Here is a 23,089-nt window from a genome sequence, read left to right as displayed (position 1 = left end):
CGTTCTCTGCCTGCTGGGTCGCCACGGTCGCACGGGTCGCCGGGGTCGCCACGGTCGGAGGTCGTTCCGTGGCTGCCCGACCGCACCTGGATCGAGACGGGCTCAGTGGCCCAGCCAGCGAGCCGCCCGTCGCGACCTCCGGCCGCTGTGCGGGGTGGTCGCCACCGCCGTCCGGTACCACCCGGTCCGCGCTTCCTGACCATCCCTGCGTCCCTGCGGGGCGCCCGGCTCAGCGGGCCGCGTGCGGCGGCAGCAGGTCTCCTGCTGGTGGTGCTCGTGGCCGCGGTGGGCTTCGGAGCCAGGGTGGCCTGGGCCAGGGCGGCGAGCACGCCACAGGTGGTGGCGCCGTCGCAGTCGGGTTCGGCGCTCGGGAACAGGAGCCAGACGAGCAGTGTGTTCGCCTCGTCGAGCACGGCCTCCGGAGGTGGTGGACCGCCGGCCGGCACGGTGACGGTGCACGTGGTCGGCCAGGTGGAGCGCCCGGGTGTGTTCACCCTGCCCGCGGGGTCGCGGGTCTCGGACGTCGTGGCCAAGGCGGGTGCCCGCAAGGGGGCAGATCTGGCCGCCATCAACCTGGCGCRCCCGTTGGTCGACGGCGAACAGCTGCGCGTGCCCAAGCCGGGCGAGGTCGTGGCCGCAGGGGCAGCGGGCGCGAGGGCTGGGGCAGCAGGCGCTGGCGTCGGCCCGGGCGCGGGCTCGGTGGCGGGCTCCGTGGCGGGCTCGGCTGGTGGCGTCGGCAGCGCGGGCGCGGGCGGTGTCCCCGGAGCAGTCGGGCGGGTCAACCTCAACTCCGCGACGGCTGCGCAGCTCGAGGAGCTGCCGGGCGTCGGCCCGGTCCTGGCCGGGCGGATCATCGACTGGCGCACCGAACACGGGCGCTTCGCCTCGGTCGACGAACTCGGGGAGGTCAGCGGGATCGGGGAGAAGATCTTCGCCGCCCTGCAACCCAAGGTGACGGTGTGAGCGGGCCCCCCGGACAGGTTCGGCGCGGCGGCGACCAGCCGCGGTGGCTGGACCTGCGCATGCTGGACCTGCGCCTGCTCGTCCCGGCGCTGGCGGCGTGGGCAGTCAGCGCCGCCACGCTCGGCGTCCGGCCCCCGGTCCTGGTCGTCTCTGCAGTGGGCTGCGCGGGCGTCGCCGCAGTCCTGGTCTGGGGGCTGCCCTGGCCTCGTTCCCAGGGGCGCAACCGGCAGTGGGTGCTTCGGGCGACCCGCCCCGCGGCGCCGCTGGCCGCCCTGGTCCTGGGTGCGGTGGCCTTGGTGCTCACAGCGACAGCCGCCCACGTGTCCTCGCGTGAGGCTGGGCCGGTGCGGGCCCTGGCCGCCGAACGCGCCACCGTCACCGTGTCCGGTCTCGTGACCAGGGATCCCGTGGTCGTGGGTGGCCGCCGACCGGACGGCGCGAGCGTCCGGTTCACGCTCCGCGTCGACGAGGTCACCGGACGGGGGCGGGTTGCGCGGGTGTCGACGCCGGTGCTCGTCGTGGCCGATGAGCGCTGGGAGGCCGTTCGCTGGCACGAGCGGGTGCGGGTCCAGGGCACCCTGGTCGGGGCCGAACCCGGAGACGACGTGGTGGCCGTCCTGCGACCTCGCGGCACCCCTCGTTCGCTGGCCGCCCCGGGCCCGGTCGCCAGGGCGGCCGAACACCTCCGGTCTGGGCTGCGTGACGCGGCAGCCCCCTTGCCGGCTGATGCGCGCGGTCTGCTGCCGGCGCTGGTCATCGGGGACACCAGCCGGACGCCGCAGGACCTGACCGACGCCATGCTGGCGACCGGCATGACCCATCTGTCCGCGGTGTCAGGAAGCAACGTCGCGATCGTCCTGGCGTTCGCGCTCGGAGGCGCCTCGCTGGCCGGTGTGCGCCGTCGCTGGCGGCCGCTCGTGGCGGTTCTCGTGCTGGCCGGCTTCGTCGTGCTTGCCCGCCCCGAGCCCAGCGTCGTGCGCGCCGCGACGATGGGGACCATCGGGTTGATCGGGCTCAGCCGCTCGAGGCGCGCAGCCGGCATACCCGTCCTGTCGGCCGCGGTGGTCGTCCTGCTCGTCGTCGACCCCTGGCTCAGCCGGTCCTACGGTTTCGCCCTCTCGTCGCTCGCGACGCTGGGCCTGCTGCTGTTCACCCGCAGCTGGGGAGAGGCGATCGGGCGCCGACTTCCGGGCCGCATCCGAGGGTGGGGGCCTGCGATGGCCATTCCCGTTGCGGCACAAGCGATGTGCGCACCGGTGGTCGTGCTGCTCCAAGGCTCGGTGTCACTCGTCGGGGTGCTGGCCAACCTCCTTGCCGCTCCGCTGGTCGCACCCGCGACCGTGACGGGAGTGGCCGCCGCGGCCGTGGCCCCGATCTGGCTGTTCGGGGCGAGGCTCCTGTGCTGGGTCGGGGCCGTGCCCGCCCTGGGGATCGCGTGGGTCGCCCGCACCTGCGCCACCATTCCGGGTGGGACGCTGCCATGGCTGGTTGGTGCGCCAGGGGCGGTCCTGCTCACCGTCGTGACCGGCTTCGTGCTCCTCAGCGGCAGGTGGTGGGCCCACCGCGCCCGGCTGCACCCAATCGTCGCCGCAAGTGCGTGCCTGCTCGTCCTCGCGGCAGCGGCCCCGACCTCCGCGGTCACGTGGCCTCCTCCGGGCTGGCGCTTCGTGGCCTGTGACGTCGGGCAGGGGGACGGTCTGGTCCTCGCCACGACACCCGGTCACGCGGTGCTGGTGGACGCCGGGCCGGACCCCGTCGCGATCAACAGCTGCCTGCGCCGACTGGATGTCTCGGTGCTGGATTCCGTTGTCCTGAGCCACTTTCACGCCGACCACGTCGACGGGCTCCCCGGTGCGTTGGCGGGCCGCGAGGTGCGCGAGATCCTCGCGAGTCCGGTTCGCGAACCGCCCTACCAGTGGACGGAAGTGAAGGAATGGGCCGCGGCGCGCGGCATACCCATCCGTGACCTGTCTGTCGGTGACCGCCTGACCTGGCCCGGAGTCACTGCGGACGTGTGGTGGCCGGCGCGACGGATCGCGTCGGGGTCGGTGCCCAACAACGCCAGCGTGGTGATGGCGGTGCGGTCCGGCCCTGTCGACCTGTTGCTGCTCGGCGACGTCGAGCGCGAGGCGGCCCACGCGGTGCTCCTCGAGCTGCGGCGCAGCTCGTCCAGGTCGGCCCAGGCGTCACGCTTCGACGTCGTGAAGGTGGCCCACCACGGCTCCGGAAACCTCGACGAGGGCCTCCTTGAGTCGGTCCGCGCGCCCCTGGCTGTGATCAGTGTGGGCAAGGACAACGACTACGGCCACCCGTCACCCAAGGCACTGGAGGTGTTGCGCAGCAACGGGTATGCCGTCTTCCGCACCGACCAGCGCGGCGACGTCGCGGTCGTCGCCCGGGGCGACGACGTGGCCGTCACCTGGCGCCGACGATGAGCGCTCCCGGCAGAGTCGGTGGGTGGGTGGGTCGGTGTCGCTGGGCCGGTCAGGTGCTGGCGAGGACGCGGGGCTTGGCCTTCGCGGCTTCGACGAGGGCGTCGATGGTGGCCTGGACCGCCGGGACCCGCTGCAGGTCCGCCGTGGTGACCACGCTGATGGACCGCCGCGAGGCCGGGTTGATCGGCAAGGTGACCACGTCGTGGTGGTGGGCGGTGCGCAGGATGAGGTCGGGGATGAGCGCCACGCCCAGACCTTCGGCGACCAGCCCGAGCACGGCCACGTAGTCCTCGGTCTCGAACCCGACGTGGGGGGAGAACCCGGCCGTCGCGCACATCTGCAGGAGGTGGCCTCGGCAGCGCGGGCACCCGGCGATCCAGTTCTCCTGCGCCAGGGCCGACAGGTCCACCATGTCGAGCGTCGCGAGCGGGTGTTCGCGGGGGAGGGCGAGGCGAACCTCGTCGTCCAGGAGCTTGTGGGTGACGAACAGGTCCATGTCCTCCTCGCCGCGGCCCAGGTCGGTGCCCTCGTAGGCGAAGGCGACCGCGAGGTCGCACTCGCCGGCCTTGAGCGCAGCGAGCGACTCGGGTGGTTCGGCCTCGGTGAAGGTGACCTGGACGTCGGGGATGCGCTTCTTCACGAGGGCGAGCGCACGCGGGACGAGGGTGGCCGAGCTGGAGGGGAATGCCATCAGGCGGACGCGTCCGGCGCGCAGACCCGCGATGGCGGCGACCTCCTCCTCGGCGGCATCGAGGGCGGACAGCACGCCGACGGCGTGGCGCGCGAGCACCTGGCCGGCCTCGGTGAGGCGCACGTTGCGGCCGACCCGCTCGACCAGCACGGTGCCGGTGCGCTGCTCGAGGCGGCGCACCATCTGCGAGATCGCGGGTTGGGAGTAGCCGAGGGACAGCGCAGCCCCGGTGAAGCTGCCCTCGTCGGCGATGGCCTTCATGACACGGAGACCTGCGGCGTCGATCATGCATGAAGCATAACCGTTCGTTATCCAGATCGTTAGTTGTTGACGCCCGCGTGATGGGTTGCGACCCGGTCCCTGACGAGCGGGTGTCGCCGGCCTCTGCTTTCATCGGGTCCACGATGAAGCCCGATCCGACGAGCACGACCCACGCCACGGAGCGCGCCGCCACCGAGGGTGACGCGCCGGGAGCCAGCGACGCGGCATACCCACAGGAGTCCCCGTCGCCGCACCGGAGCGGTGTGGCGCTGTGCCTGTCGGGAGGTGGTTACCGCGCGGCCTTGTTCCACCTCGGGGCGGTTCGCCGGCTCAACGAGCTCGGGGTGTTGTCGCAGCTCTCCACCGTCAGTGGGGTCTCCGGCGGCTCGATCGTGGCCAACCTGCTCGCCGACCCGGAGCTAGAGTTCCCGGCGGCGGGCGGCGTCGTGGAGGGGTTCGAGGAGTGCGTGGCCGCGCCTCTCCAGCGGCTCACGTCCCGCAACGTCCGCACCCCGGCGCTGCTGTCGAAGGCGAGGCCGTGGAAGTGGTTCGCCCCCGACGCGGCCATCCGGGCGCTGGCCGACGAGTTCGCCGACACCGTCCCGTGGTGGTCGAAACCTTTGCGCGACAACGACACTCGTGGCCCGGGAGTCGTGACTGGCGCAACCGAGATCGGCTACGGCGTCGACTGGGTCTTCGAGGGCCCGACCGCGCATCGTCCCCACGGGCGCGTGGGGGACTACCGCCTGGGGTATGCCGCGCCGCCGGCAGGGCTGCGGATCGCCGACATCGTGGCGGCCTCCTGCGCATTCCCGCCGTTCTTCGCGCCGATGGTGCTGGACGGGGTGGCGATGCACCTCACCGGGGGACACCGGGGCCTCGAGTCGGAGGAGGAGCGCGCCTCGATCATGCGGCGCATCCGGCTGACCGATGGCGGGGTCTACGACAACCTCGGGCTCGAGCCGGTCTGGAAACGGCACGCCACGGTCCTGGTCAGTGATGGCGGTGGCGTCTTTCGTGCGCGCACCGAGCGCACGGTCCTCGGCCGCACGCTGCGCATCCTCGGCATCGCCACCAACGGCGGTCAGTCGGTCCGCAGTCGGTGGCTCCAGGCCAGCTATGCGCGAGGCGTCCTCCGCGGCACGTCGTGGGCGCTCGACACGGTCGTCGACGGCTCCTACCCCCGCGAGGCCACCGAGCTGGTCAACGCCATCCGCACCGACCTCGATGCCTTCAGCCGCGAGGAGCAGCAGATCCTCGAACGCCACGGCTACCTCGTGGCCGACGCCCAGGTCCGGGCGCACTCCCCAGAGCTCGTCACCCGCGACAGCCCGGCCGTGCCACCGCACGACGAGGTGGCCGATCCGCGGGTGGTGAGTGTGGCCCTGGTCGACTCGGCGAAGCGCCGACTCCTCGGCAGGTCCTGACCCGACGTACCCTTGCCGCGTGACGCAGACCGCCCCCGCGACCGACCAGCTCGCCGTGATCGCGGGCCTGCTGGAGCGCGGAAACGTGCTCATCCTGACCGGCGCCGGCATCTCCACCGACTCGGGCATCCCCGACTACCGAGGTCCTGACGGCTCCCGTCGCGTGACGCCCATGCAGTACGCCGAGTTCCTGGGTTCCTCCGAGGCGAGGCAGCGCTACTGGGCGCGCAGCTACGTGGGGTGGCAGCGGTTCAACCGGGCCCAGCCCAACTCCGGCCACGAGGCCGTGGCGAGGCTCCAGGGTCGCGGGCTGGTCGGCCCGGTCATCACCCAGAACGTCGACGGTCTGCACCAGCGCGCGGGGGCGACCGACGTCGAGGAGCTGCACGGGTCGCTGGCGCGGGTCGTCTGCCTGACCTGTGGCGACCGCACCTCCCGCTGGGATCTCGACGACCGCATGCGCGAGAGCAACCCCACCTACACGGTGACCAGCGACGAGATCCGTCCGGACGGTGACATCGTGCTGAACGACCTCGACGTCGCCGCCTTCCGCACTCCGCTGTGTCTCGTCTGCGGCCACGACACACTCAAGCCGGACGTCGTGTTCTTCGGTGAGTCCGTGCCGAAACCGTTGGTGGAGAAGTGTTTTCGCCTCACTGAGGAGGCCAGCGCGCTGGTGGTCCTGGGCTCGAGCCTGAAGGTCATGAGCGGCTACCGCTTCGTTCGCCGCGCCGCCGCGCTCGGCATCCCGGTCGCGATCATCACCCGCGGACCGACCCGCGGCGATGGCGAGGCCAGCGTGCAGGTCGACGCGCCGCTCGCCCCGACCCTCGAGGAACTGCTCAGCCGCCTGGCCGCCTGACCACCGCCCACCCTCGGCCTTCCGCCGGCCCGACTTCTGGCCACTGGTGGCGCATCCGACGCGCTGACGACGCAAGACACCCAGCATGGGTGGCCAGAAGTGCGGGGTGGGCGCGAGAAGTGGGGCTTCAGCCGGTCGGCCGCCTGGCCACCAGCACGACGTCGATCGCGTCACCGTCGTCCGTCGGGCGCACGTACTCCTCGCACCGCTCGATCTGCAGGTCCCCGGCCGCGGCGCGCAGCTGCTCGGGGGTGTGCAGCAGCGCCGGGTCGGACGGGCCGCCGACCCCTTCGGTCAGGTTGCGCAGCCCGTGCCCGACGACCACCAGCGCACCGCCCGGCGCCAACCAGGTCCGGGTGCGGGACACCACGTCCGAGGGCAGGTGCAGGTATGACACGAGGACGAGGTCGTAGTGCACCTGGGGCGCCGGGTGCCAGGAGCGGGCGTCCGCCACCACCCAGTCCACCCGGATCCCGCGGCTGGAAGCCTCCTTCTCGCCCTTGGCCAGACCCACGGCAGAGAAGTCGACCGCCGTGACCCGCCAGCCCTTCGCGGCAAGCCACACGGCGTGACGGCCCTCGCCGGCGCCGAGGTCGAGGGCGCGGCCGGGTGGCCAGCCACCCACGATCCGTTCCACCTCGGCGTTGGGCGTCGCGCTCCAGACGTGCGCCTGGGCGGCATACCGCTCGTCCCACAGGGCCTGGCGATCGGTGTGCCCACCGCGGTCGGGGTCGGGCAGCTTCGCGTCGCCGGCCGAGCCGGGAGCGCCGTGGCTGTGACCGTGCTCGTGGTTCATCCCCCTAGCATCGCCGATATGAGCAGCATTGCCCCGGACAGCGGCCGCGCAATCGTCGTCCGCGACGCGACGCAGGCAGACCTTCCCGCCATGGCCGCCATCTACGACGACCAGGTCCGCACCTCGGTGGCGACCTTCGACACCGAACCCCGCGGCGCGGCATACCTCGGGGAGAAGCTGGCGGCCGCCGGCGCGGGCAACGTCGGCAATGTCGTCCTCGTCGCCTGTGCGGACGAGCAGCTGCTCGGGTACGCGTTCTCCGGCGCCTTCCGCCCGCGGCCGGCCTACGACGGCACCAAGGAGGTGTCGGTCTACCTCGCGGAGGGCGCCCGCGGTCGCGGCCTCGGCCGGACCCTGTATGCCGCGCTGCTGGCGCGGCTGGACGCCGCACCTGATGTGCACACCCAGGTGGCGGTGATCGCCCTGCCCAACGACGCGAGCGTCGCGCTGCACGTGGCGTGCGGTTTCGAGCGGGTGGGCGTGCTGCGCGAGGTCGGGCACAAGTTCGGTCGTTATGTCGACACTGCCTGGTACCAACGGATGACTCCGCAAAAGTAGGGCTGGCGCGTCGCCCCGTCTCTTGGCACCCTCGAAGGAGCATCTTTCGCACGCTGTGGAGGTTGGGAGATGGGCGCCACCGGAGCCGGGCCGTTCGAGAACGACGACGCGCTCGACCTGCTCGACGAGCTCGAGGAGTCCGAGCACGAGGTACGACGCAAGAGGGTCGAGTCGGCCCTCGACCAGGTGGTTCGTGCGCGGGGGTACATCGAGGCGCCCACCATGTCGCAGGCAGTGGCGGCCGCGGTGCTCGTGGCTGCGTGTGACGACTTCGAATCCGTCGTGGGAGAACGCAATGTGCCCTGGTGGGTCGACGAGGAACCCATCGAGGTGGACGAACAGCTCGAGGAGCTCGCCACCCGGGCGCTGCACCGGGCCCTGCAGTCCGACGACAACGAGCTCTGGGAGCTGTGGGCCGACGGTGACGGCGGCGAACGCTTCGCCACGAGGATCACGCACTACCTCGACGCGCTGGGTGACTGACTGGTTACTGCCTGGGTGACTGACTGGGGGACTGACCCGTCGCCCGGCAGACCCCGAGCACCGCGTCGATCTGGTCCAGGTTCAGCTGCGAACAGGCGTGGCTCGCGGCGTCGATCAGGTCCGCGAGCAGTTCGATCTCGGATCCGAGCACCTGGTCGGTGAGATCGGGGTCGGGATGGGCCTCCATGTGTAGAGAACGGTTGGAAGAGTCGCCTGTTACGGGGCGCAGAGCAGGCAAGCCTGGGGGGCCTTCTTGAGTCCGTTCGGGTGATGGGCCATCAGCCGAACGGACGAGGCGCGAGCCGCGCTGAGCCCACAGCGGTCCGGACACACGTGTGCCGCGGAGCGCGCGAGGCGCTCCGCGGCACACGTCGCCGGGACTGAGGGTCGAGCTCAGATCCGGCGAAGCACCGCCGTGACCTTGCCGAGAATCGTGGCGTGGTCTCCGTCGATGGGGTCGAAGGCGGCGTTGTGCGGCATCAGCCACACCTTGCCGTCCTTGCGCTTGAAGGTCTTGACGGTGGCCTCGTTGTCGAGCATCGCCGCGACGATGTCGCCGTTGTCGGCCGTGGGCTGCTGGCGCACGACGACCCAGTCGCCGTCGCAGATCGCGGCCTCGATCATCGAGTCACCGACGACCTGGAGGAGGAAGAGCTGCCCCTCGCCGACGATCTGGCGGGGGAGCGGGAAGACGTCCTCCACGGTCTCCTCGGCCAGGATCGGCACGCCGGCGGCGATGCGCCCTAGCACGGGCACGTAGGTCGCGGCAGGGCGCTGGTCGCCCGACCCGGTCTCGTCGTAGGTCGCGGTCTCGTCCTCGGCCGAGGCGCCGCCGCGGTAGCCGCGCATGTCGGCGGGGGAGTCGGGCGAGACGACCTCGATCGCGCGCGGCCGGTTGGGGTCGCGGCGCAGGAAGCCCTTGCGCTCGAGGGTGGACAGCTGGTGGGCGACCGAGCTGGGGGAGGTGAGCCCCACGGCCTCGCCGATCTCGCGCAGGCTCGGCGGGTACCCGCGCCGGTCGACCGAGTTGCGGATCACCTCGAGCACCCGTCGCTGCCGGACGGTGAGCCCGTCGCCGCGATCGCGGTCGGGCAGTTCCTTGACGTTGTCGTCGCTCATGCCGCTTCCTCACTTGAGCAGTTTCGGGTGCAGGTGCAGGTCAGGTGCCGTATGCCGGGTGCTCTCCGAGGCGTTGTCAGTGCCCTCTGATGTGCTTGCGGCATGAACACAGCGTATGGCCTTCGAACGCCTGTGCCAAACATGTGTTCGACGCGTGTCTTGATTGATTCGAACATGCGTGCTAGAAATCAGTCAAGCAGTTCTTCGCACATCCGTTCGAGGAGCGCCGCACAGAACGCCACAGCAACACCAACAGCAACAACAGCGCACGCCACGATGGAGGACCTGATGAGTGCAGCAGTCGCTTGGGACGTCGCCCCCGCACCGGTGCGGGTCCCCGTTCGCCCGGCTCGCCCCCGCCTGGTCTCGGTGCCCACCGGCGCAGAGGTCGTGGTGGCTCCGGCCGCCCCGTTGCGCCTGACCCGCGCCGCTCGGCTGGCGATCACGCTCACCGTGGTCATCGCAGCCGTGGCCCTGGCGATCGCCGTGTTCTCCGGCGGCGCGTCCGCCACCGTGATCGACCACTCCACCACGGTGCAGTCCGGTCAGACGCTGTCGCAGATCGCGGTCGAGCAGCTCCCGCAGCTGTCGATGGCCGAGGCGGTCGTCCACATCCAGGTCGCCAACGACCTCACCGACAGCAACGTCCACGCCGGTCAGACGCTCCTCATCCCCGCCGTCGGCTGAAGCCCCGACGGCCGCGTGGCCTACGCGTTTTGCGCTATGCGGTGACCGTTGGCTCTACGCGCTAACCCCGATGCGGGGCGGCTGTCGCGTGTAAGACGGTGGTCGGCATGCACACCACTACACGGATGGCGGCCGCTGTGGCCGCAGCTGCCGGGGCAGCGGCCTTCTCGGTCCTCCCGGCCACCGCCGCGGCGGGAACACCCACGTCGTTCACCGTCGACACCCAGTTCGTGGACGGGCCCAGCGACATCACCGCCGCCACCGGCCCTCTCTCGTCCTGCACCGAGGTCAGGGACCTCGAGAACTTCGGCGACCTGCGGACCCACAACCAGCTCGTCTTCAGCGGGGTCAAGGAGCTCACCTGCGGCACTGCGACGGTGACCATCGGCTACACCGCCTTCATCTCCATCCCCGCGTTCCAGAACGAGAACGTGCTCCCAGCCGGCGGCGGCTTCAGGACCTTCGGGGACTGGTGGGTCATCGACTCCACGCTGGCGGGTGTGAGCTCCGGCGGCGGCAAGCTGGCGGGCGACTCCCGCACCTGCACGCGGGATGCCGGCTCAGAGGGCTGCATCACCGACACCTTCCGGGGCTTCGTCTCCTAGACGCAGACGCAGCCCGGCGCGGGGGAACCGGCGCGGGGGCACCGGCGCGGGGGAGGGTGGCGCTCAGCGGTCGGCCCGCTTCGGCCGGCGTGCGGGGTGGCCCAGCTCGCCGCCCCACAGGTGCGGGGTGCCCTCGTTCTCGACCAGGGACAGGTCGCGCCCGAGGAACCCAGCCAGCCGCTGGGCCGCGACCCTCACCTGCGTGCGCCCTCGCTTCGAGACGGCCGGAGCGAGGTGCACCTCGACCTGGACCGCATCGGGTCGCACCGTCCGCTTCCAGAGCCCGACATTGGTGCCGTCGAGCACCACGCTCGCCCAGAACGGGTCGGTGTGCTCGGCATAGGGGTGGTCGGGCAGTGCGGAGAAGTTCACCTGCGGATAGGTCAGGACCGCCTCGTCATACGTCGGGAAGAGGTATGCCGCGGGCGCGGCAGGGGAGCGCCGGCGCACCTGAGTGGGGTCGAACCAGTGCGGGATGCCGGAGATCTCCACCTCCTCCAGGTGGTCCCCGAGCTGCGCGAGGGCGGCCTTGGTGTCGCTGACCGTCAGGGTGGCCCACCGGGTGAAGTCCTTGACCGACGCAGGTCCGTGGCCGCTGAAGAACCGCCGGACCAGCTCGACCACGGCCTCGTCGCGGCTGCGCTCGGGTGTCGGCGCGATGACCTCGTCGACGAGGGCGTAGGAGTGGTGGACACCCTTCATGGGCCCCGAGCAGACCAGGCCGCGCATCTCGGCGACGATGAGCAGGTGGCCGAGCTGTTCGCCGGGCTTGATGGGGGAGCCGCGCTCGACGAAGGCCTCACCGAGCTCGGGTCGAGTCAGGAAGTGCTTGTCCTGCAACAGTTTTGCCAGCAGCTCGAACCCGTCGCCGAGACGCCTGGTGTCGTCGAGGCCGAGCTGACGGTGCCGCGCTCCCATGCTCGACAGCACCCGCGGTGAGGTGAGGGCGAGGATCCAGCGCAGGTCCTCCGGAGCGACGAAGTGCCACGTCGGCCTCAGGATGTGGGTGCGCACGAAGGCGCCGGCGTCGAACTCACGCTGCACCGCGGCATACCGGTCCTTGCGGGAGCGCATCGCGAGCGAGAAGAAGGCGTGGTCGCGCTCCTGGCTCTGCACGCAGGTGAGCAGCCGCACGGCGTCGGCGGCGCGGGGGAGCGGCGCCGAGCTGAGCCGCTGGGTGGCCAGCCGCTGGGCGAGGACGGTGGCGTGATCCATGGCGTCATCCTCTCGAATACCGATGACAGCCTCTCGAATACCGCCGCCAGCCTCTCGAATACCGCCGACAGGTGCGCGACCATGGAGGGGTGGAGCAGAGCACGACCGTCGACATCGCCGCCTCGCCGGAGCGGGTCTGGGACGTGCTCACGGACGTCGAGCACTGGTCGGACTGGACGGAGTCGGTGCGCTGGGTGCGCCGCCTCGAGGACGGACCCCTGCGGACGGGCTCGACGGCCAAGATCAGCCAGCCCAAGGTCCCGACCGTGGACTGGGTGGTGACCGAGTTCGACCCGGGGCGGGAGTTCACGTGGGTGTCGGCCGGACCGGGGGCGCTCACCACGGCGAGGCACTCGGTGGAGGCGCTCCCCGGGGGCGGCAGCCGGGTCCGGCTCTCGGTGGACCAGAGCGGGATCGTGGGCTCGCTGGTCGGCCGGCTCTACCGCGGGCTCACCGAGCGATACCTCGCGATGGAGTCGGCGGGGCTCAAGGCGCAGTGCGAGGCCCGGCTCGCCTGAGGGGCCGATGAGTTCACGCGACGAGGCGATGGCCAACTTCGGTGCGGTGGTCGGCGGGCGCGGGCTGAGCGGGAGTCCGCCAAGGGAGTGACACGGGTGCTGTTGGCCCACGTCAGGCAGCTTGACGTGGCGTCAAGGTGCCTGACGCGCTGAGAACCACGGTGCGCGGGCTGGGTAGCCGGCCCCGCTCAGGTGCTGACGCCCCGCAGCTGGACGTCTGCGGCATACCCGCCTAGCTGTGCGGTGAGCTTGGCCGTCGCGGTGCCGGGACCGACCGGCGTCCAGGTCACGGTCACGGAGACCGCGTCGCCGGGGGCGATGGCGCCCTCGGTCTCGAGCTGGGCCACGAACCCGGCCGTCGACGGCTCCACCACAAGGGAGCCCGCCGCGATGCCGAGGGCGTCCTTGCTGCCGTTGAACAGGTGCACGGTGCTGCCCACCGGGTTGGTGCCCGTCGTGGTCAGCTCGAGGGTGCGCGGCACGAAGGCCACGATGTCCTTGGTCGTGGCCGCGCCCGGACCGAGGATGACGTCGGCCACACGTTCGATGAGGTGCCGGAAGGTCTCCTCCCGGAAGCCGATGACGAACGCGATCACGGCCAGGATGGCGATGCCCGGGCCGTCGTAGGCCACCGGGACCGCGGCTGCCGACCCGTCGGTGGCGGGCGTGGTGGGGGAGGCGGTCACGCTCTTGATGAGCAGCACCACGATCAACACGCCGATGGTGCCGCACACGCCCCCGAGCAGCGGACGGGCCAGGTGCCACAGGTAGTAGTCGGGGTCCCAGTTGTGGGCGTGCTTGACGATCCCGACCAGGCTGATCGTCGCCCCGCCCAGCGCCCCCGCCCACGGCACCCACAAGGGCACCACGGACTGGAACGAGAACGACCAGTACAGCCGGCTCGGCTCCGGGTTCTTGGAGTAGATCAGCACTGCTATGAGCAGCGCCGACATCGAGATCACGTTGACGGCGAAGAAGATGCCGGGCCGGCGCCGCCAGTCGTCCTGGGGAATCGTGGCCATGCTCCGACGATCCTCCGTGCCTTTGCGGACGACATCGTCCGTTTGCATGAAGGTGCCGCGTATGGCGCGTGGCTCGGTCGAGCGCGTGGGCCAGGCGAGGGCGGGGCTCGGTGGAGCGCGCTGCTCAGCTGAGGGTGCGGCGCATGATCAAGCGAGGCAGCTTGCTGGCGACCGCGTCGGTGGTTCCGACGACCGCGAACCCGGCCTTCTCGAACATGCCGCGCGTCCCGACGAACGCCATGGTGAGGTCCATCCGCTCGTCGCCTGGATCGACCGGGTGGGCCTCGACGGCGGGCGCGCCGTTCGCCGCGGCATACGCCACTGCACCCTCGATGAGGTGCTCGGTCACGCCGCGCCGGCGAAAGCCCGAACGCACCACGACGCAGACGATGCTCCACACGGGCAGGTCGTCGACGGGACGCATGAGGGCGGACTTGGCGAGGCGGGTGATCTCCGAGCGCGGGCCGATGTTGCACCAGCCGACCGGCTCGCCGTCGAGGTAGGTGACGACTCCCGGCGGGTGCTCGCGCTCGCACAGGCTCCGCATGGCGCGCTCGCGGGCGCCCGTCCCCGTGCCGCCGAGCTCCTCGATCTCCTTGGCCTGGAGGCGGTGGGACAGGCACCAGCAGTGGGTGGCGCGCCGGTTCTTGTTGACGACGTCGGCGAAGTCCTCGAACCGGTCGGGCGTCACCGGATGCGTCTGCCACTCCTCGGCCATGGAACCCACTCAACCACCACCCTCGGACATCCTGATCGCCCGCACACCACATGTGGGGGCGCGGATTCGGGACACACCCCACATCTGGGCGCCTCTGACGTCACATCAGTCACACCAGCACCAGTTTCGGCGTGTCGCGCCGCGCCGCCACAAGCCTCTGACCTGCGGCGATGCACACTTCGACACAAGTTTCGGGGAACGGCTTGCGTCCTAGGTCACAGGGGGGCACACTATCCCTACATCTAGTGGTTACACCGCTGTAGTTCGTCCACATGTAGTGCACAGGCTGGGGCGGGTTGTCCACACGTTGTCCCCAGCGAGTCCCCAGTTCCGTCCACAGGGCGGGGCCGGATCCGCACCACAATCCGCACCAGAATCCGCACCAGCCGTTCCATTCAGCCACACCGGGAGGAGACCGCCATGCACTGCCCGTTCTGCAGGCACACCGACTCCCGCGTGATGGACTCGCGCACCACCGACGACGGCAGCTCGATCCGCCGGCGTCGCCAGTGCCCCGAGTGCGGTCGTCGCTTCACCACCATCGAGACGGCGAGCCTGACGGTCACCAAGCGCTCCGGCGCCAACGAGCCGTTCAGCCGCAGCAAGGTCCTCGTCGGCGTCCGCAAGGCCTGTCAGGGCCGCCCGGTCACCGAGGACGACCTCGCGATCCTGGCCCAGCGTGTCGAGGAGTGCATCCGCCAGCAGGGGCAGGCCGAGGTCGAGGCCCACGAGGTGGGCCTGGCGATCCTCGGACCGCTGCGCGAGCTCGACGAGGTCGCCTACCTGCGGTTCGCCAGCGTCTACCAGGCGTTCGACAGCCTCGAGGACTTCGAGGGTGCGATCACCCTGCTGCGCGCAGAGCGCGACGCGACCGGCACCGAACCGGAGCCGCGGTCGCGACCACAGACCCAGGCGGGTATGCCGCCGGGCTAGGCCCGCGGCATACCCGCCTTTCCCGCACGGCCAGGCACGACGAGAAACCAGACGCGAAGCACGGCCACAGGCGACGCACCACCGAGCAGATTCACCACTGAGCATCGCGGCACTGTCAGTGCCGCACGAGACAATCAACTGAAAGCATTACCAGGGGCTAGGGAGGCCACGAGAATGACTGAAACCGCAAACACACGCGCAGGCGCTCGCAAGAGCGCGGGCAAGGGTGTGAAGGTTGAGCGGATCTACACCACCCCTGGTGTGCACCCGTACGACGAGGTGACGTGGGAGAAGCGCGACGTCGTCCAGCAGAACTGGAAGACCGGCGAGACGATCTTCGAGCAGCGCGGGGTCGAGTTCCCCGACTTCTGGTCGGTCAACGCCTCCACGATCGTCACCACCAAGTACTTCCGCGGCGCGCTCGGCACCGACAAGCGTGAGACGGGGCTCAAGCAGCTCATCGACCGCGTCGTGCTGACCTACGTCAAGGCGGGCAAGGACCACGGCTACTTCTCCTCCGCCGAGGACGCCGAGATCTTCGAGCACGAGCTGACCTACGCGCTGCTGCACCAGGTGTTCAGCTTCAACTCCCCGGTGTGGTTCAACGTCGGCACCGCGAGCCCGCAGCAGGTCTCCGCCTGCTTCATCCTCGCCGTTGACGACTCGATGGACTCGATCCTCAACTGGTACAAGGAAGAGGGCTTCATCTTCAAGGGCGGCTCCGGCGCCGGCCTCAACCTGTCGCGGATCCGTTCGTCCAAGGAGCTGCTGAGCTCGGGTGGCACGGCTTCCGGCCCGGTCTCCTTCATGCGTGGCGCCGACGCGTCCGCGGGGACGATCAAGTCCGGTGGCGCGACCCGTCGTGCGGCCAAGATGGTCGTGCTCGACGTCGACCACCCCGACATCATGGAGTTCGTCCAGACCAAGGCGCGCGAGGAGGACAAGATCCGCGCGCTGCGTGACGCCGGCTTCGACATGGACCTCGGCGGCAAGGACATCGTGAGTGTCCAGTACCAGAACGCCAACAACTCGGTCCGCGTCAGCGACGAGTTCATGAAGGCGGTCGAGGACGGCACCGAGTTCGGGCTGCGCGCCCGTGGCACCGGCGAGGTCATCGAGACCGTCGACGCCCGTGACCTGTTCCGCAAGATGGCCGAGGCCGCGTGGGAGTGCGCCGACCCGGGCATCCAGTACGACGACGTCATCAACGACTGGCACACCAACCCCGAGACCGGCCGGATCACCGCGTCCAACCCGTGCTCGGAGTACATGTCGCTCGACAACTCCTCGTGCAACCTGGCTTCGCTCAACCTGCTCAAGTTCCTCAAGGACGACGACACGTTCGACGCCAAGAAGTTCCAGCAGGTCGCCGAGCTCGTCATCACGGCGATGGACATCTCGATCTGCTTCGCGGACTTCCCGACCGAGGCGATCGGCGACACCACGCGTGACTACCGCCAGCTGGGCATCGGCTACGCCAACCTCGGCGCGCTGCTGATGGCGACCGGCCACGGCTACGACTCCGAGGGTGGGCGTTCGCTGGCTGCGGCCATCACCTCGCTGCTCACCGGTGCCGCCTACAAGCGCTCCGCCGAGATGGCGGGCGTCGTCGGTGCGTATGCCGGGTACGCCCGGAACGCGGACGCGCACAAGCGCGTGATGCGCAAGCACCAGAGCGCCAACGACGCGATCCGTCCGCTCGACACGATGGACACCGCGATCCACCGCGCTGCGAGCAAGGCGTGGGACGACGTGGTCAAGGTCGGCGAGAAGAACGGCTACCGCAACGCCCAGGCGTCGGTGCTCGCCCCGACCGGCACCATCGGCTTCATGATGGACTGCGACACCACCGGCATCGAGCCCGACTTCTCGCTGGTGAAGTTCAAGAAGCTCGTCGGTGGCGGGTCGATGCAGATCGTCAACCTGACCATCCCGCGTGCGCTCAAGAAGCTGGGCTACACCGGCGAGACCATCGAGGCGATCGTCGAGTACATCGCCGACAAGGGGCACGTCATCGACGCTCCCGGCCTCAAGACCGAGCACTACGAGATCTTCGACACCGCCATGGGTGCGCGCTCGATCGAGGCCATGGGCCACGTGCGGATGATGGCGGCCGTCCAGCCGTTCCTGTCCGGCGCGATCTCCAAGACGGTCAACCTGCCTGAGAACGCCACGGTCGAGGAGATCGAGGACGTCCACATGCAGGGCTGGAAGCTCGGCCTCAAGGCGATCGCGGTCTACCGCGACAACTGCAAGGTCGGCCAGCCGCTGTCCGATGGTGGCTCGACCGCCAAGGACGCTGCCGCTGACAAGGTGACGGCTGCGGCCGAGGCCAAGATCGAGCGGGTCGTCGAGTACCGCCCCGTGCGCAAGCGTCTGCCCAAGCGCCGGACCTCGCAGACCACGTCGTTCGCCGTGGGTGGCGCCGAGGGTTACCTCACGGCCGGCACCTACGAGTCGGGCGACCTGGGCGAGATCTTCCTCAAGTTCGGCAAGCAGGGCTCGACCCTGGCCGGCGTGATGGACGCGTTCTCGATCGCTGTGTCGATCGGCCTGCAGTACGGCGTGCCGCTGGAGACCTTCGTCGAGAAGTTCACCAACCTGCGGTTCGAGCCTGCTGGTCTGACGGACGACCCCGACGTGCGGATGGCGCAGTCGATCATGGACTACGTGTTCCGCCGCCTGGCGCTGGACCACATGGACTTCGACACCCGTTCGTTCATGGGCATCCACACGGCCTCCGAGCGCGCTCGCCAGCTCGAGACCGGGTCCTACCAGGACATCGAGGCCGACGAGTCGGACGAGGAGCTCGAGGACGAGCTGGAGAACTTCAGCCAGTCCGCTCCGGTCACCAAGCCGGCCGTCGCCGCCGCATCCTCGACCCCCACGGTCGAGGGCAAGGCACTCGACGCCGACACAGTGAAGTCCGGTGCCGGTGCAGCCTCAGCCCGTGAGGTCTCGGTCGACGTCCACTCGTCCGCCGAGCTCCTGGAGAAGTTCCAGGGCATCTCCGCCGACGCCCCGATGTGCATGACCTGCGGCACCAAGATGCGCCCCGCCGGCTCCTGCTACGTCTGCGAAGGCTGCGGAAGCACCAGCGGCTGCAGCTGACCTAGCCAACGAACAACGGTGGGCCTGGAGCGATCTCGCTCCGGGCCCACCGTCGTCCGTCCGGTTGATGCTGACCGATTCGCCGCCACAATCTTTGGGTAGTCGTGGAGACTGCCTGAGTGCGGACGGACGGGGGAGTGACGAGCAAGCGCCGTCAAAGGGAACTCGCAGGCAACGCGCGCTCGGGCTTGTTTGCTCGCAGCAAAGCGCGGACCCAACAGCGGGCCTTCCTCCGGGCAAACTGGCGATTGTTCAGTGCGTTTGGCGTTTTTGGAACCGCTGTCTGCGTCGCGGCTGCCTGGAGCATGCCCAACGACTTCATCTCGGGCGTCGTCATTGGCGGGGGAGTCGTTGCCCTTCCTGGGGCGCTCTGGATCCTGACTACGCAGATGACCGGCACCATGCCGGTGATGATGGGGGCCGAGGCCGAACAGTGGACGGCCGACGCACTGCGAAGGCTCACGCGTCGGGGATGGCGCTTGGTGAACCATGTGGCCTTGAAGCGGGAGGACATTGATCATGTCCTGCTCGGCCCGGGTGGTGCGTACGCAGTCGAGACAAAGTGGAGCAGCTCCTGGGCGTCGGCGTACGGCCGCGATCGGATTGCAGATGGCATCGCCCAGGCTCGCGAGAATGCCCGGGACCTCTCACGGTGGCATGAATTCAAGTCGCTCGGAATCGCGTCCGAGCCCCTCTTGGTCCTCTGGGGTGCGGGGCTGTCTGGTTGGGCGCCCGCGGACCGTGTCCGCCTCATCGATGGCGTCACAGTCATAACGGGCCCGGCCCTTGCTGACTGGACAGCGTCCCTGACATCGACCGCCCTGGCAGCTGATCAGGTCGCCAGGGGTTGGTCCGCTCTGGAGGACCACGTCGGTCGGCGAGATCCACTAGAGCGCGAGAGGTATCCCGTGCCGATGTCCGCCGCAGAGTGGGCTGCACGGCTTGGCCTCATTGTCGGACTGGTAGCGCTTGGTCTCACAGCCTTCGGGCAACTCATCTCTTGGACCCAGTCCGCCGCGACGACGGCCATCATCACTGGGCTTGCTCTTGCCCCAGTTGTGCCACTCCTTCGCTCACCGAGGTGGAGATGGGCAGCATGGAGCTGGGCCATCGGCATCGGCTTGCCCACCATCGCCTTGCTCGCTGCTGAGGCCGTCACACACGGCGGCTAATTGCCGCGGCACACAACTAGTGCGGCGGTATGACGTGGGCTCGCCCCACCTTGGCGCAGGCCACGCCACCTAGGGATGTGAGACTGCGGGGATGGGAAAGCGGGAGTTGTTCGGGCGCGAGGGCGCAGTTCCCCGTGGCGCGCAAGTCTGGGTGGGAGGGCATCTTGAATCGGCCGAGGCGCTAGGTCAGGCCTTTCTTGCGGCCGCCGACACGCTCGCGGACGCGTGGCGTAACAGCGACTCCGCGGGAGTCGACAACCTGGCGCTACCGATCATTCAGGCGTACCGACACTCCATTGAACTCATGCTGAAAGCGGGCTGTGAGAAGACTGCGCAAGTCATCGCTTTCGGCCAGGTGCTTGGGTACGGCCAGGACACTCGGTCGGCGGACCTCGAGGGCCTGCTTGGAACTACGCACTCGATTGCCCGGCTAGTCACGTTGCTTAACACGTTGCTCAGCGGCCTCGCCGATTCGGGTGCAGGAAGGATGCCAAGCGAGACGGCAGAGGTCTTGCAGTACCTGCATGACCTAGACGCCAAGGGGATGGCCTTCAGATATGCCAGCACGCGGGTGGGCAGTGGGAACTCGGCGACTTGGGAACCTGTTCGTCCCACGCCCACCCTGCTTGACCTCGATAACGCCATCACCCAACTCCGCGCAGCTGCAGCAATGCTGGATGGCGGTCTGATGACCTACTTGGACGCGTACGAGCAGTGGCTTCAGGAGATGTGGTCCGAGTACCAGTCCAACCTCGAGTCATATGGGGACTATCAGGCGTAGGTGCGGCAAACGGCTGGACCCGCTGGGCACCAAAGAGTGCGTCTCGCTTGACCTGGTACCCACGCCGACGCGGCCGTTAGACGCACTCCGAACGATTCAGACGGCAGCGACACGGATGTCCCACTTCAGGGTCCTGAGGGGTCAGCCTTCCTCAGTCTCTCTCGTCGACGGAGGCGCACAGCGCTAGTGAGACAAAGTCCCTGGCCGACAAGGGCGACATCGTCAACACGGAGCAAGCAGACGTCCACTACAAGCACGCCGCCGACCTCATCGAGGCCGGGTTTCTCCTGGACGACCTGCCGCGACGCGCCGAAACTTGTGCTCACTTTCCCACCAGTTTCCCCCACTGCTAACAACTATTCCACACATTGTCCACAGGACGACCCGCCGTTATGCACAAACGATCCCCAAGCCCTGGCATCGACGGAATGCGCGAATCGTTATGTGTCGCAGCGTAACTCGCCGGACGGGGCAACGTTATCCCCAGTCTTCCTGCATAGCGATGAAGCCCAGTCTTGTGTCCCGTTGCACCCGCGGGTCTGTCACTTGAACGTGGGAGAATATCTACAGATACCCATGCACGTCCGTGAGTGAACTTTTCTTGGGAGGAGGTGGCTAGTGGACTGGTCTACGAAGCTGGCAATTGTGAGCGCGTCTCTGGCGCTCATCCCGCTCCTCTTCTTCGTAGTCGCCATCGGTTACTCGATGTGGCTACACAAGAGGAACACCCCGGATCCGGAGAAGCACATCGCGCTGCTCATCAGGGCCTCGTTGCCGAGGGTCCGCCATGCCAAGCGTTCTCCTCATCGAGAACGTGCGCGCTCTGGCGAATATCCGCGGCAGCAACTGCCTCCGGCAGCCTGACAACGTGAGGGTCGGTGGATCGCGGTGATGATCCACTTGCCGCTCTGGAGCGGATGTCCGTCTTTGCGCCTTGGAGGTTCGCCTCGGGATGGCCAGCGACGTTGAGGTCGACGACGTAGGTCCGCGCAGCGGGATGCGCTGCCACGGCCAGACGGCGTGCAGCTCATCAGGAACACGGCGGTTTACTCGAACGCAGAAGGTCACTCCCGGCGGCTTGGGTTGCATCGGAGCCGGACAAGGACGTGATTCGGTTGCATTGACCTTCCCCCTGGCCATCCCGATCCAGTGCCACGAGCGTACGGACTTCCCTGACAAAGCCCGCTAGGCGGCGGTAAGACGCAGTTGTTCGAGCAATACCCCAGGCGCGTGGGACATCCCCGCCGGGGAGCCGTTCAGCTCTCTACTTCGGCTACGTCGATCTGAGAGCCCTCAACGCCTCGGCGCCCTCGTGAAGCCGGTCGGCGTGATCCCTGATCAATGCCACATCTGACCACTGGTTGGTTCGGCGCTTGATGATGCGGTTCGCGTCTTCGGCATCGAAGCCCATCACCATCAGCCAACGCAGGTCAAAGAGCAACATGGCGATCTCGGTCCCGACGACCAGCGCACTGCTGCTCTTCCGCAGCACCGAGCCTGTGCGACCGTGCGTCACCGCGTTGCGGAGAAGTTCCACATCTTGCGCCCAACCACGTTCAGCAAGCTCGGTCACTGAGCCTCCCAACTCGGCGTCGGCTCGACGCAACCTCGTAGACAGCGAAGGGACATGAGCCTGCTCCGCCCCACGACGCGCCGCCCTTCGACGCTGGGAATTGATCCCTGCTTCAGCTGTGGCGGCGTTGATGACGGCGACGGCCGCTTCTTGCCACGGCGCAGGGGTGTCCTCATGAAGGCCGGTATCGAGAGCCTCGACGGCTTGGACTGCGTTCAGGAAGAGGGTCTCTCTCGATCCCGCCATCTCCGCACTCGCGTCCGAGTACCGCTCTAAGGCATAGCGATGGTGGTCAGCGGATTCGAAGAAGCCAGCGAGCTGCCCGTCGTTGAAGTCCGAGAGGAGATGGCGGCATATAAGGGAAGACAATCGCGAAGTGCTCTGCGCCGCACCGCTGCGAAAGCGCACCCGGGCTCTGCGGTAGGGCCTCCGCTGCGCGCTCTCGGATTCGTCGAACTGCCATCCCGTGTTGGCGACGGAAAGGTGCACGATTGGGGCAGTCGCTCCGGTCGCAGTGGTGACCAGTAGTTGCAGCGGTCGCAGCCATCGATAGTCGAGGTCATCGAGCGTCAGGGGCTCGTCAAGGTCAAGTTCGAACCGGCATCCCGAGGTGAACGTCCACGTTCCGTACTTCTCTGACCAGGTCCCGTCGTCAACGAGTGACAGGGAGGCACCCGGGCACTGGATCTTCCTCCTCTGTTCGCCGAGGTGCTCCACACGGGGCGGCTTCGCGAAGTCGGCCTCGTCGAGATCGTGCCACGTCGTCCAGTCCGCCCATTCAGCCAGACCCCGAATCGAAAACACGGCCCGGTCGTACTGAAGTTCTTCCTCGCTTAGCCCGAACCCCTCGAGGGCTACTCCGGCCGCAAGTTCCGTTCGCATCACGTCGCCAACCATGGGCATCGTTCCTGCGATAGGTCGCGAATCACACAACGTGACCATCATGCCCATGACATTGCCGTGGAGCAGCGGCACCGGAGCAGAGCGCCACGGCCTAATTGCGGCCTTCATTTGCCCGTGCAGGGTCGCGTGGGCCGCCCCGTTCTCGTCTATCCAATAGAGACCAGGAACCCCCTCGTCGTGCTGGTCTGGCAGCCACCACTTAGCCGGCCGTGGCTCATCCCTCGTGCCTGTCGACATGTCCCCCCCAATCGCCAAA

The 23,089-nt window shown here is 68.9% G+C and carries 21 protein-coding genes; 13 read left to right on the top strand and 8 right to left on the bottom strand.

Translation table 11 applies throughout. The features are described 5' to 3' along the window. Positions 1-105: 105 nt before the first annotated feature. Both AC1DVZ_RS15405 and AC1DVZ_RS15400 read left to right on the top strand, forming a co-directional pair. Positions 106-963: a ComEA family DNA-binding protein gene (locus tag AC1DVZ_RS15405; protein WP_477619085.1), complete on the top strand. Its 858-nt coding sequence runs from the start codon at positions 106-108 to the stop codon at positions 961-963. Beyond that, entirely contained in the window at positions 960-3,398 is a 2,439-nt protein-coding gene (locus AC1DVZ_RS15400; protein ID WP_477619084.1) for a ComEC/Rec2 family competence protein, read from the top strand. Before AC1DVZ_RS15405 ends, AC1DVZ_RS15400 begins: the two co-directional genes overlap by 4 nt. 49 nt (positions 3,399-3,447) lie before the next feature. Here AC1DVZ_RS15400 and AC1DVZ_RS15395 read toward each other — a convergent pair whose 3' ends face one another. Next, a complete protein-coding gene (locus AC1DVZ_RS15395) occupies positions 3,448-4,377 on the bottom strand; it encodes a LysR family transcriptional regulator (protein ID WP_477619083.1) in 930 nt (309 codons plus the stop codon). Positions 4,378-4,493: 116 nt separating this feature from the next. Here AC1DVZ_RS15395 and AC1DVZ_RS15390 point away from each other — a divergent pair, with 116 nt between their 5' ends. Together AC1DVZ_RS15390 and AC1DVZ_RS15385 are read left to right on the top strand one after the other, a co-directional pair. Beyond that, the gene (locus tag AC1DVZ_RS15390) at positions 4,494-5,777 is read left to right on the top strand and encodes a patatin-like phospholipase family protein (RefSeq protein WP_477619082.1); all 1,284 of its coding nucleotides are present in this window, start codon (positions 4,494-4,496) and stop codon (positions 5,775-5,777) included. 19 nt (positions 5,778-5,796) lie between these two features. After that, positions 5,797-6,639 (top strand): NAD-dependent protein deacetylase, encoded by an 843-nt coding sequence (locus tag AC1DVZ_RS15385; RefSeq protein ID WP_477619081.1) that lies wholly within the window; start codon positions 5,797-5,799, stop codon positions 6,637-6,639. Positions 6,640-6,766: 127 nt separating this feature from the next. Here the strand turns inward: AC1DVZ_RS15385 and AC1DVZ_RS15380 are convergent, their stop codons facing one another. Then, the gene (locus AC1DVZ_RS15380; protein WP_477619080.1) at positions 6,767-7,435 is read right to left on the bottom strand and encodes a class I SAM-dependent methyltransferase; all 669 of its coding nucleotides are present in this window, start codon (positions 7,433-7,435) and stop codon (positions 6,767-6,769) included. 18 nt (positions 7,436-7,453) lie between these two features. On the opposite strand from AC1DVZ_RS15380, the gene AC1DVZ_RS15375 reads away from it, so the two are divergent. Both AC1DVZ_RS15375 and AC1DVZ_RS15370 read left to right on the top strand, forming a co-directional pair. Continuing rightward, positions 7,454-7,993, top strand: a complete 540-nt coding sequence (locus AC1DVZ_RS15375; RefSeq protein WP_477619079.1) for an N-acetyltransferase family protein — start codon at positions 7,454-7,456, stop codon at positions 7,991-7,993. A gap of 69 nt (positions 7,994-8,062) precedes the next feature. Then, a complete protein-coding gene (locus AC1DVZ_RS15370) occupies positions 8,063-8,476 on the top strand; it encodes a DUF4259 domain-containing protein (protein WP_477619078.1) in 414 nt (137 codons plus the stop codon). A gap of 4 nt (positions 8,477-8,480) precedes the next feature. Here AC1DVZ_RS15370 and AC1DVZ_RS15365 read toward each other — a convergent pair whose 3' ends face one another. Further along, positions 8,481-8,663, bottom strand: a complete 183-nt coding sequence (locus AC1DVZ_RS15365; RefSeq protein ID WP_477619077.1) for a hypothetical protein — start codon at positions 8,661-8,663, stop codon at positions 8,481-8,483. Positions 8,664-8,869: 206 nt separating this feature from the next. Continuing rightward, positions 8,870-9,595 (bottom strand): transcriptional repressor LexA, encoded by a 726-nt coding sequence (gene lexA, locus AC1DVZ_RS15360; RefSeq protein ID WP_477619076.1) that lies wholly within the window; start codon positions 9,593-9,595, stop codon positions 8,870-8,872. Positions 9,596-9,883: 288 nt separating this feature from the next. Between lexA and AC1DVZ_RS15355 the strand changes: the two genes are divergently transcribed. Together AC1DVZ_RS15355 and AC1DVZ_RS15350 are read left to right on the top strand one after the other, a co-directional pair. Next, the gene (locus tag AC1DVZ_RS15355; RefSeq protein WP_477619075.1) at positions 9,884-10,282 is read left to right on the top strand and encodes a LysM peptidoglycan-binding domain-containing protein; all 399 of its coding nucleotides are present in this window, start codon (positions 9,884-9,886) and stop codon (positions 10,280-10,282) included. 107 nt (positions 10,283-10,389) lie between these two features. Further along, positions 10,390-10,887, top strand: a complete 498-nt coding sequence (locus AC1DVZ_RS15350) for a hypothetical protein (protein ID WP_477619074.1) — start codon at positions 10,390-10,392, stop codon at positions 10,885-10,887. A gap of 63 nt (positions 10,888-10,950) precedes the next feature. Here AC1DVZ_RS15350 and AC1DVZ_RS15345 read toward each other — a convergent pair whose 3' ends face one another. Then, positions 10,951-12,102 carry a winged helix DNA-binding domain-containing protein gene (locus AC1DVZ_RS15345; protein ID WP_477619073.1) on the bottom strand — a complete coding sequence of 384 codons (1,152 nt, stop codon included), beginning with the start codon at positions 12,100-12,102 and terminating at the stop codon, positions 10,951-10,953. Between the two features lie 89 nt (positions 12,103-12,191). Here AC1DVZ_RS15345 and AC1DVZ_RS15340 point away from each other — a divergent pair, with 89 nt between their 5' ends. Further along, positions 12,192-12,620, top strand: coding sequence for an SRPBCC family protein (locus tag AC1DVZ_RS15340; protein ID WP_477619072.1), 429 nt, complete (start codon positions 12,192-12,194; stop codon positions 12,618-12,620). Positions 12,621-12,808: 188 nt separating this feature from the next. On the opposite strand, the gene AC1DVZ_RS15335 is transcribed toward AC1DVZ_RS15340, so the two are convergent. Both AC1DVZ_RS15335 and AC1DVZ_RS15330 read right to left on the bottom strand, forming a co-directional pair. Beyond that, a complete protein-coding gene (locus tag AC1DVZ_RS15335) occupies positions 12,809-13,642 on the bottom strand; it encodes a hypothetical protein (protein WP_477619071.1) in 834 nt (277 codons plus the stop codon). Between the two features lie 124 nt (positions 13,643-13,766). Next, complete coding sequence (locus AC1DVZ_RS15330) at positions 13,767-14,360, bottom strand: GNAT family N-acetyltransferase (RefSeq protein ID WP_477619070.1); 594 nt, start codon at positions 14,358-14,360, stop codon at positions 13,767-13,769. 420 nt (positions 14,361-14,780) lie between these two features. Here AC1DVZ_RS15330 and nrdR point away from each other — a divergent pair, with 420 nt between their 5' ends. The 4 genes from nrdR (at position 14,781) to AC1DVZ_RS15310 (ending at position 20,357) form a co-directional block, all read left to right on the top strand. Beyond that, complete coding sequence (nrdR, locus tag AC1DVZ_RS15325) at positions 14,781-15,293, top strand: transcriptional regulator NrdR (RefSeq protein ID WP_477615318.1); 513 nt, start codon at positions 14,781-14,783, stop codon at positions 15,291-15,293. Positions 15,294-15,467: 174 nt separating this feature from the next. Continuing rightward, the gene (locus AC1DVZ_RS15320) at positions 15,468-18,404 is read left to right on the top strand and encodes a vitamin B12-dependent ribonucleotide reductase (protein ID WP_477619069.1); all 2,937 of its coding nucleotides are present in this window, start codon (positions 15,468-15,470) and stop codon (positions 18,402-18,404) included. 305 nt (positions 18,405-18,709) lie between these two features. Next, positions 18,710-19,576 (top strand): NERD domain-containing protein, encoded by an 867-nt coding sequence (locus tag AC1DVZ_RS15315; protein WP_477619068.1) that lies wholly within the window; start codon positions 18,710-18,712, stop codon positions 19,574-19,576. Positions 19,577-19,667: 91 nt separating this feature from the next. Further along, positions 19,668-20,357, top strand: a complete 690-nt coding sequence (locus tag AC1DVZ_RS15310) for a hypothetical protein (protein ID WP_477619067.1) — start codon at positions 19,668-19,670, stop codon at positions 20,355-20,357. A gap of 1,273 nt (positions 20,358-21,630) precedes the next feature. Here AC1DVZ_RS15310 and AC1DVZ_RS15305 read toward each other — a convergent pair. Continuing rightward, on the bottom strand, positions 21,631-23,070 hold the full coding sequence (locus tag AC1DVZ_RS15305) for an ApeA N-terminal domain 1-containing protein (RefSeq protein WP_477619066.1): 1,440 nt from the start codon (positions 23,068-23,070) through the stop codon (positions 21,631-21,633). Positions 23,071-23,089 lie beyond the last annotated feature (19 nt).

Source organism: Pedococcus sp. P2_E5 (genome assembly GCF_056403895.1).
Note: the sequence above shows the minus strand (reverse complement) of the source record. Positions and strands in the feature narration are given on the sequence as shown.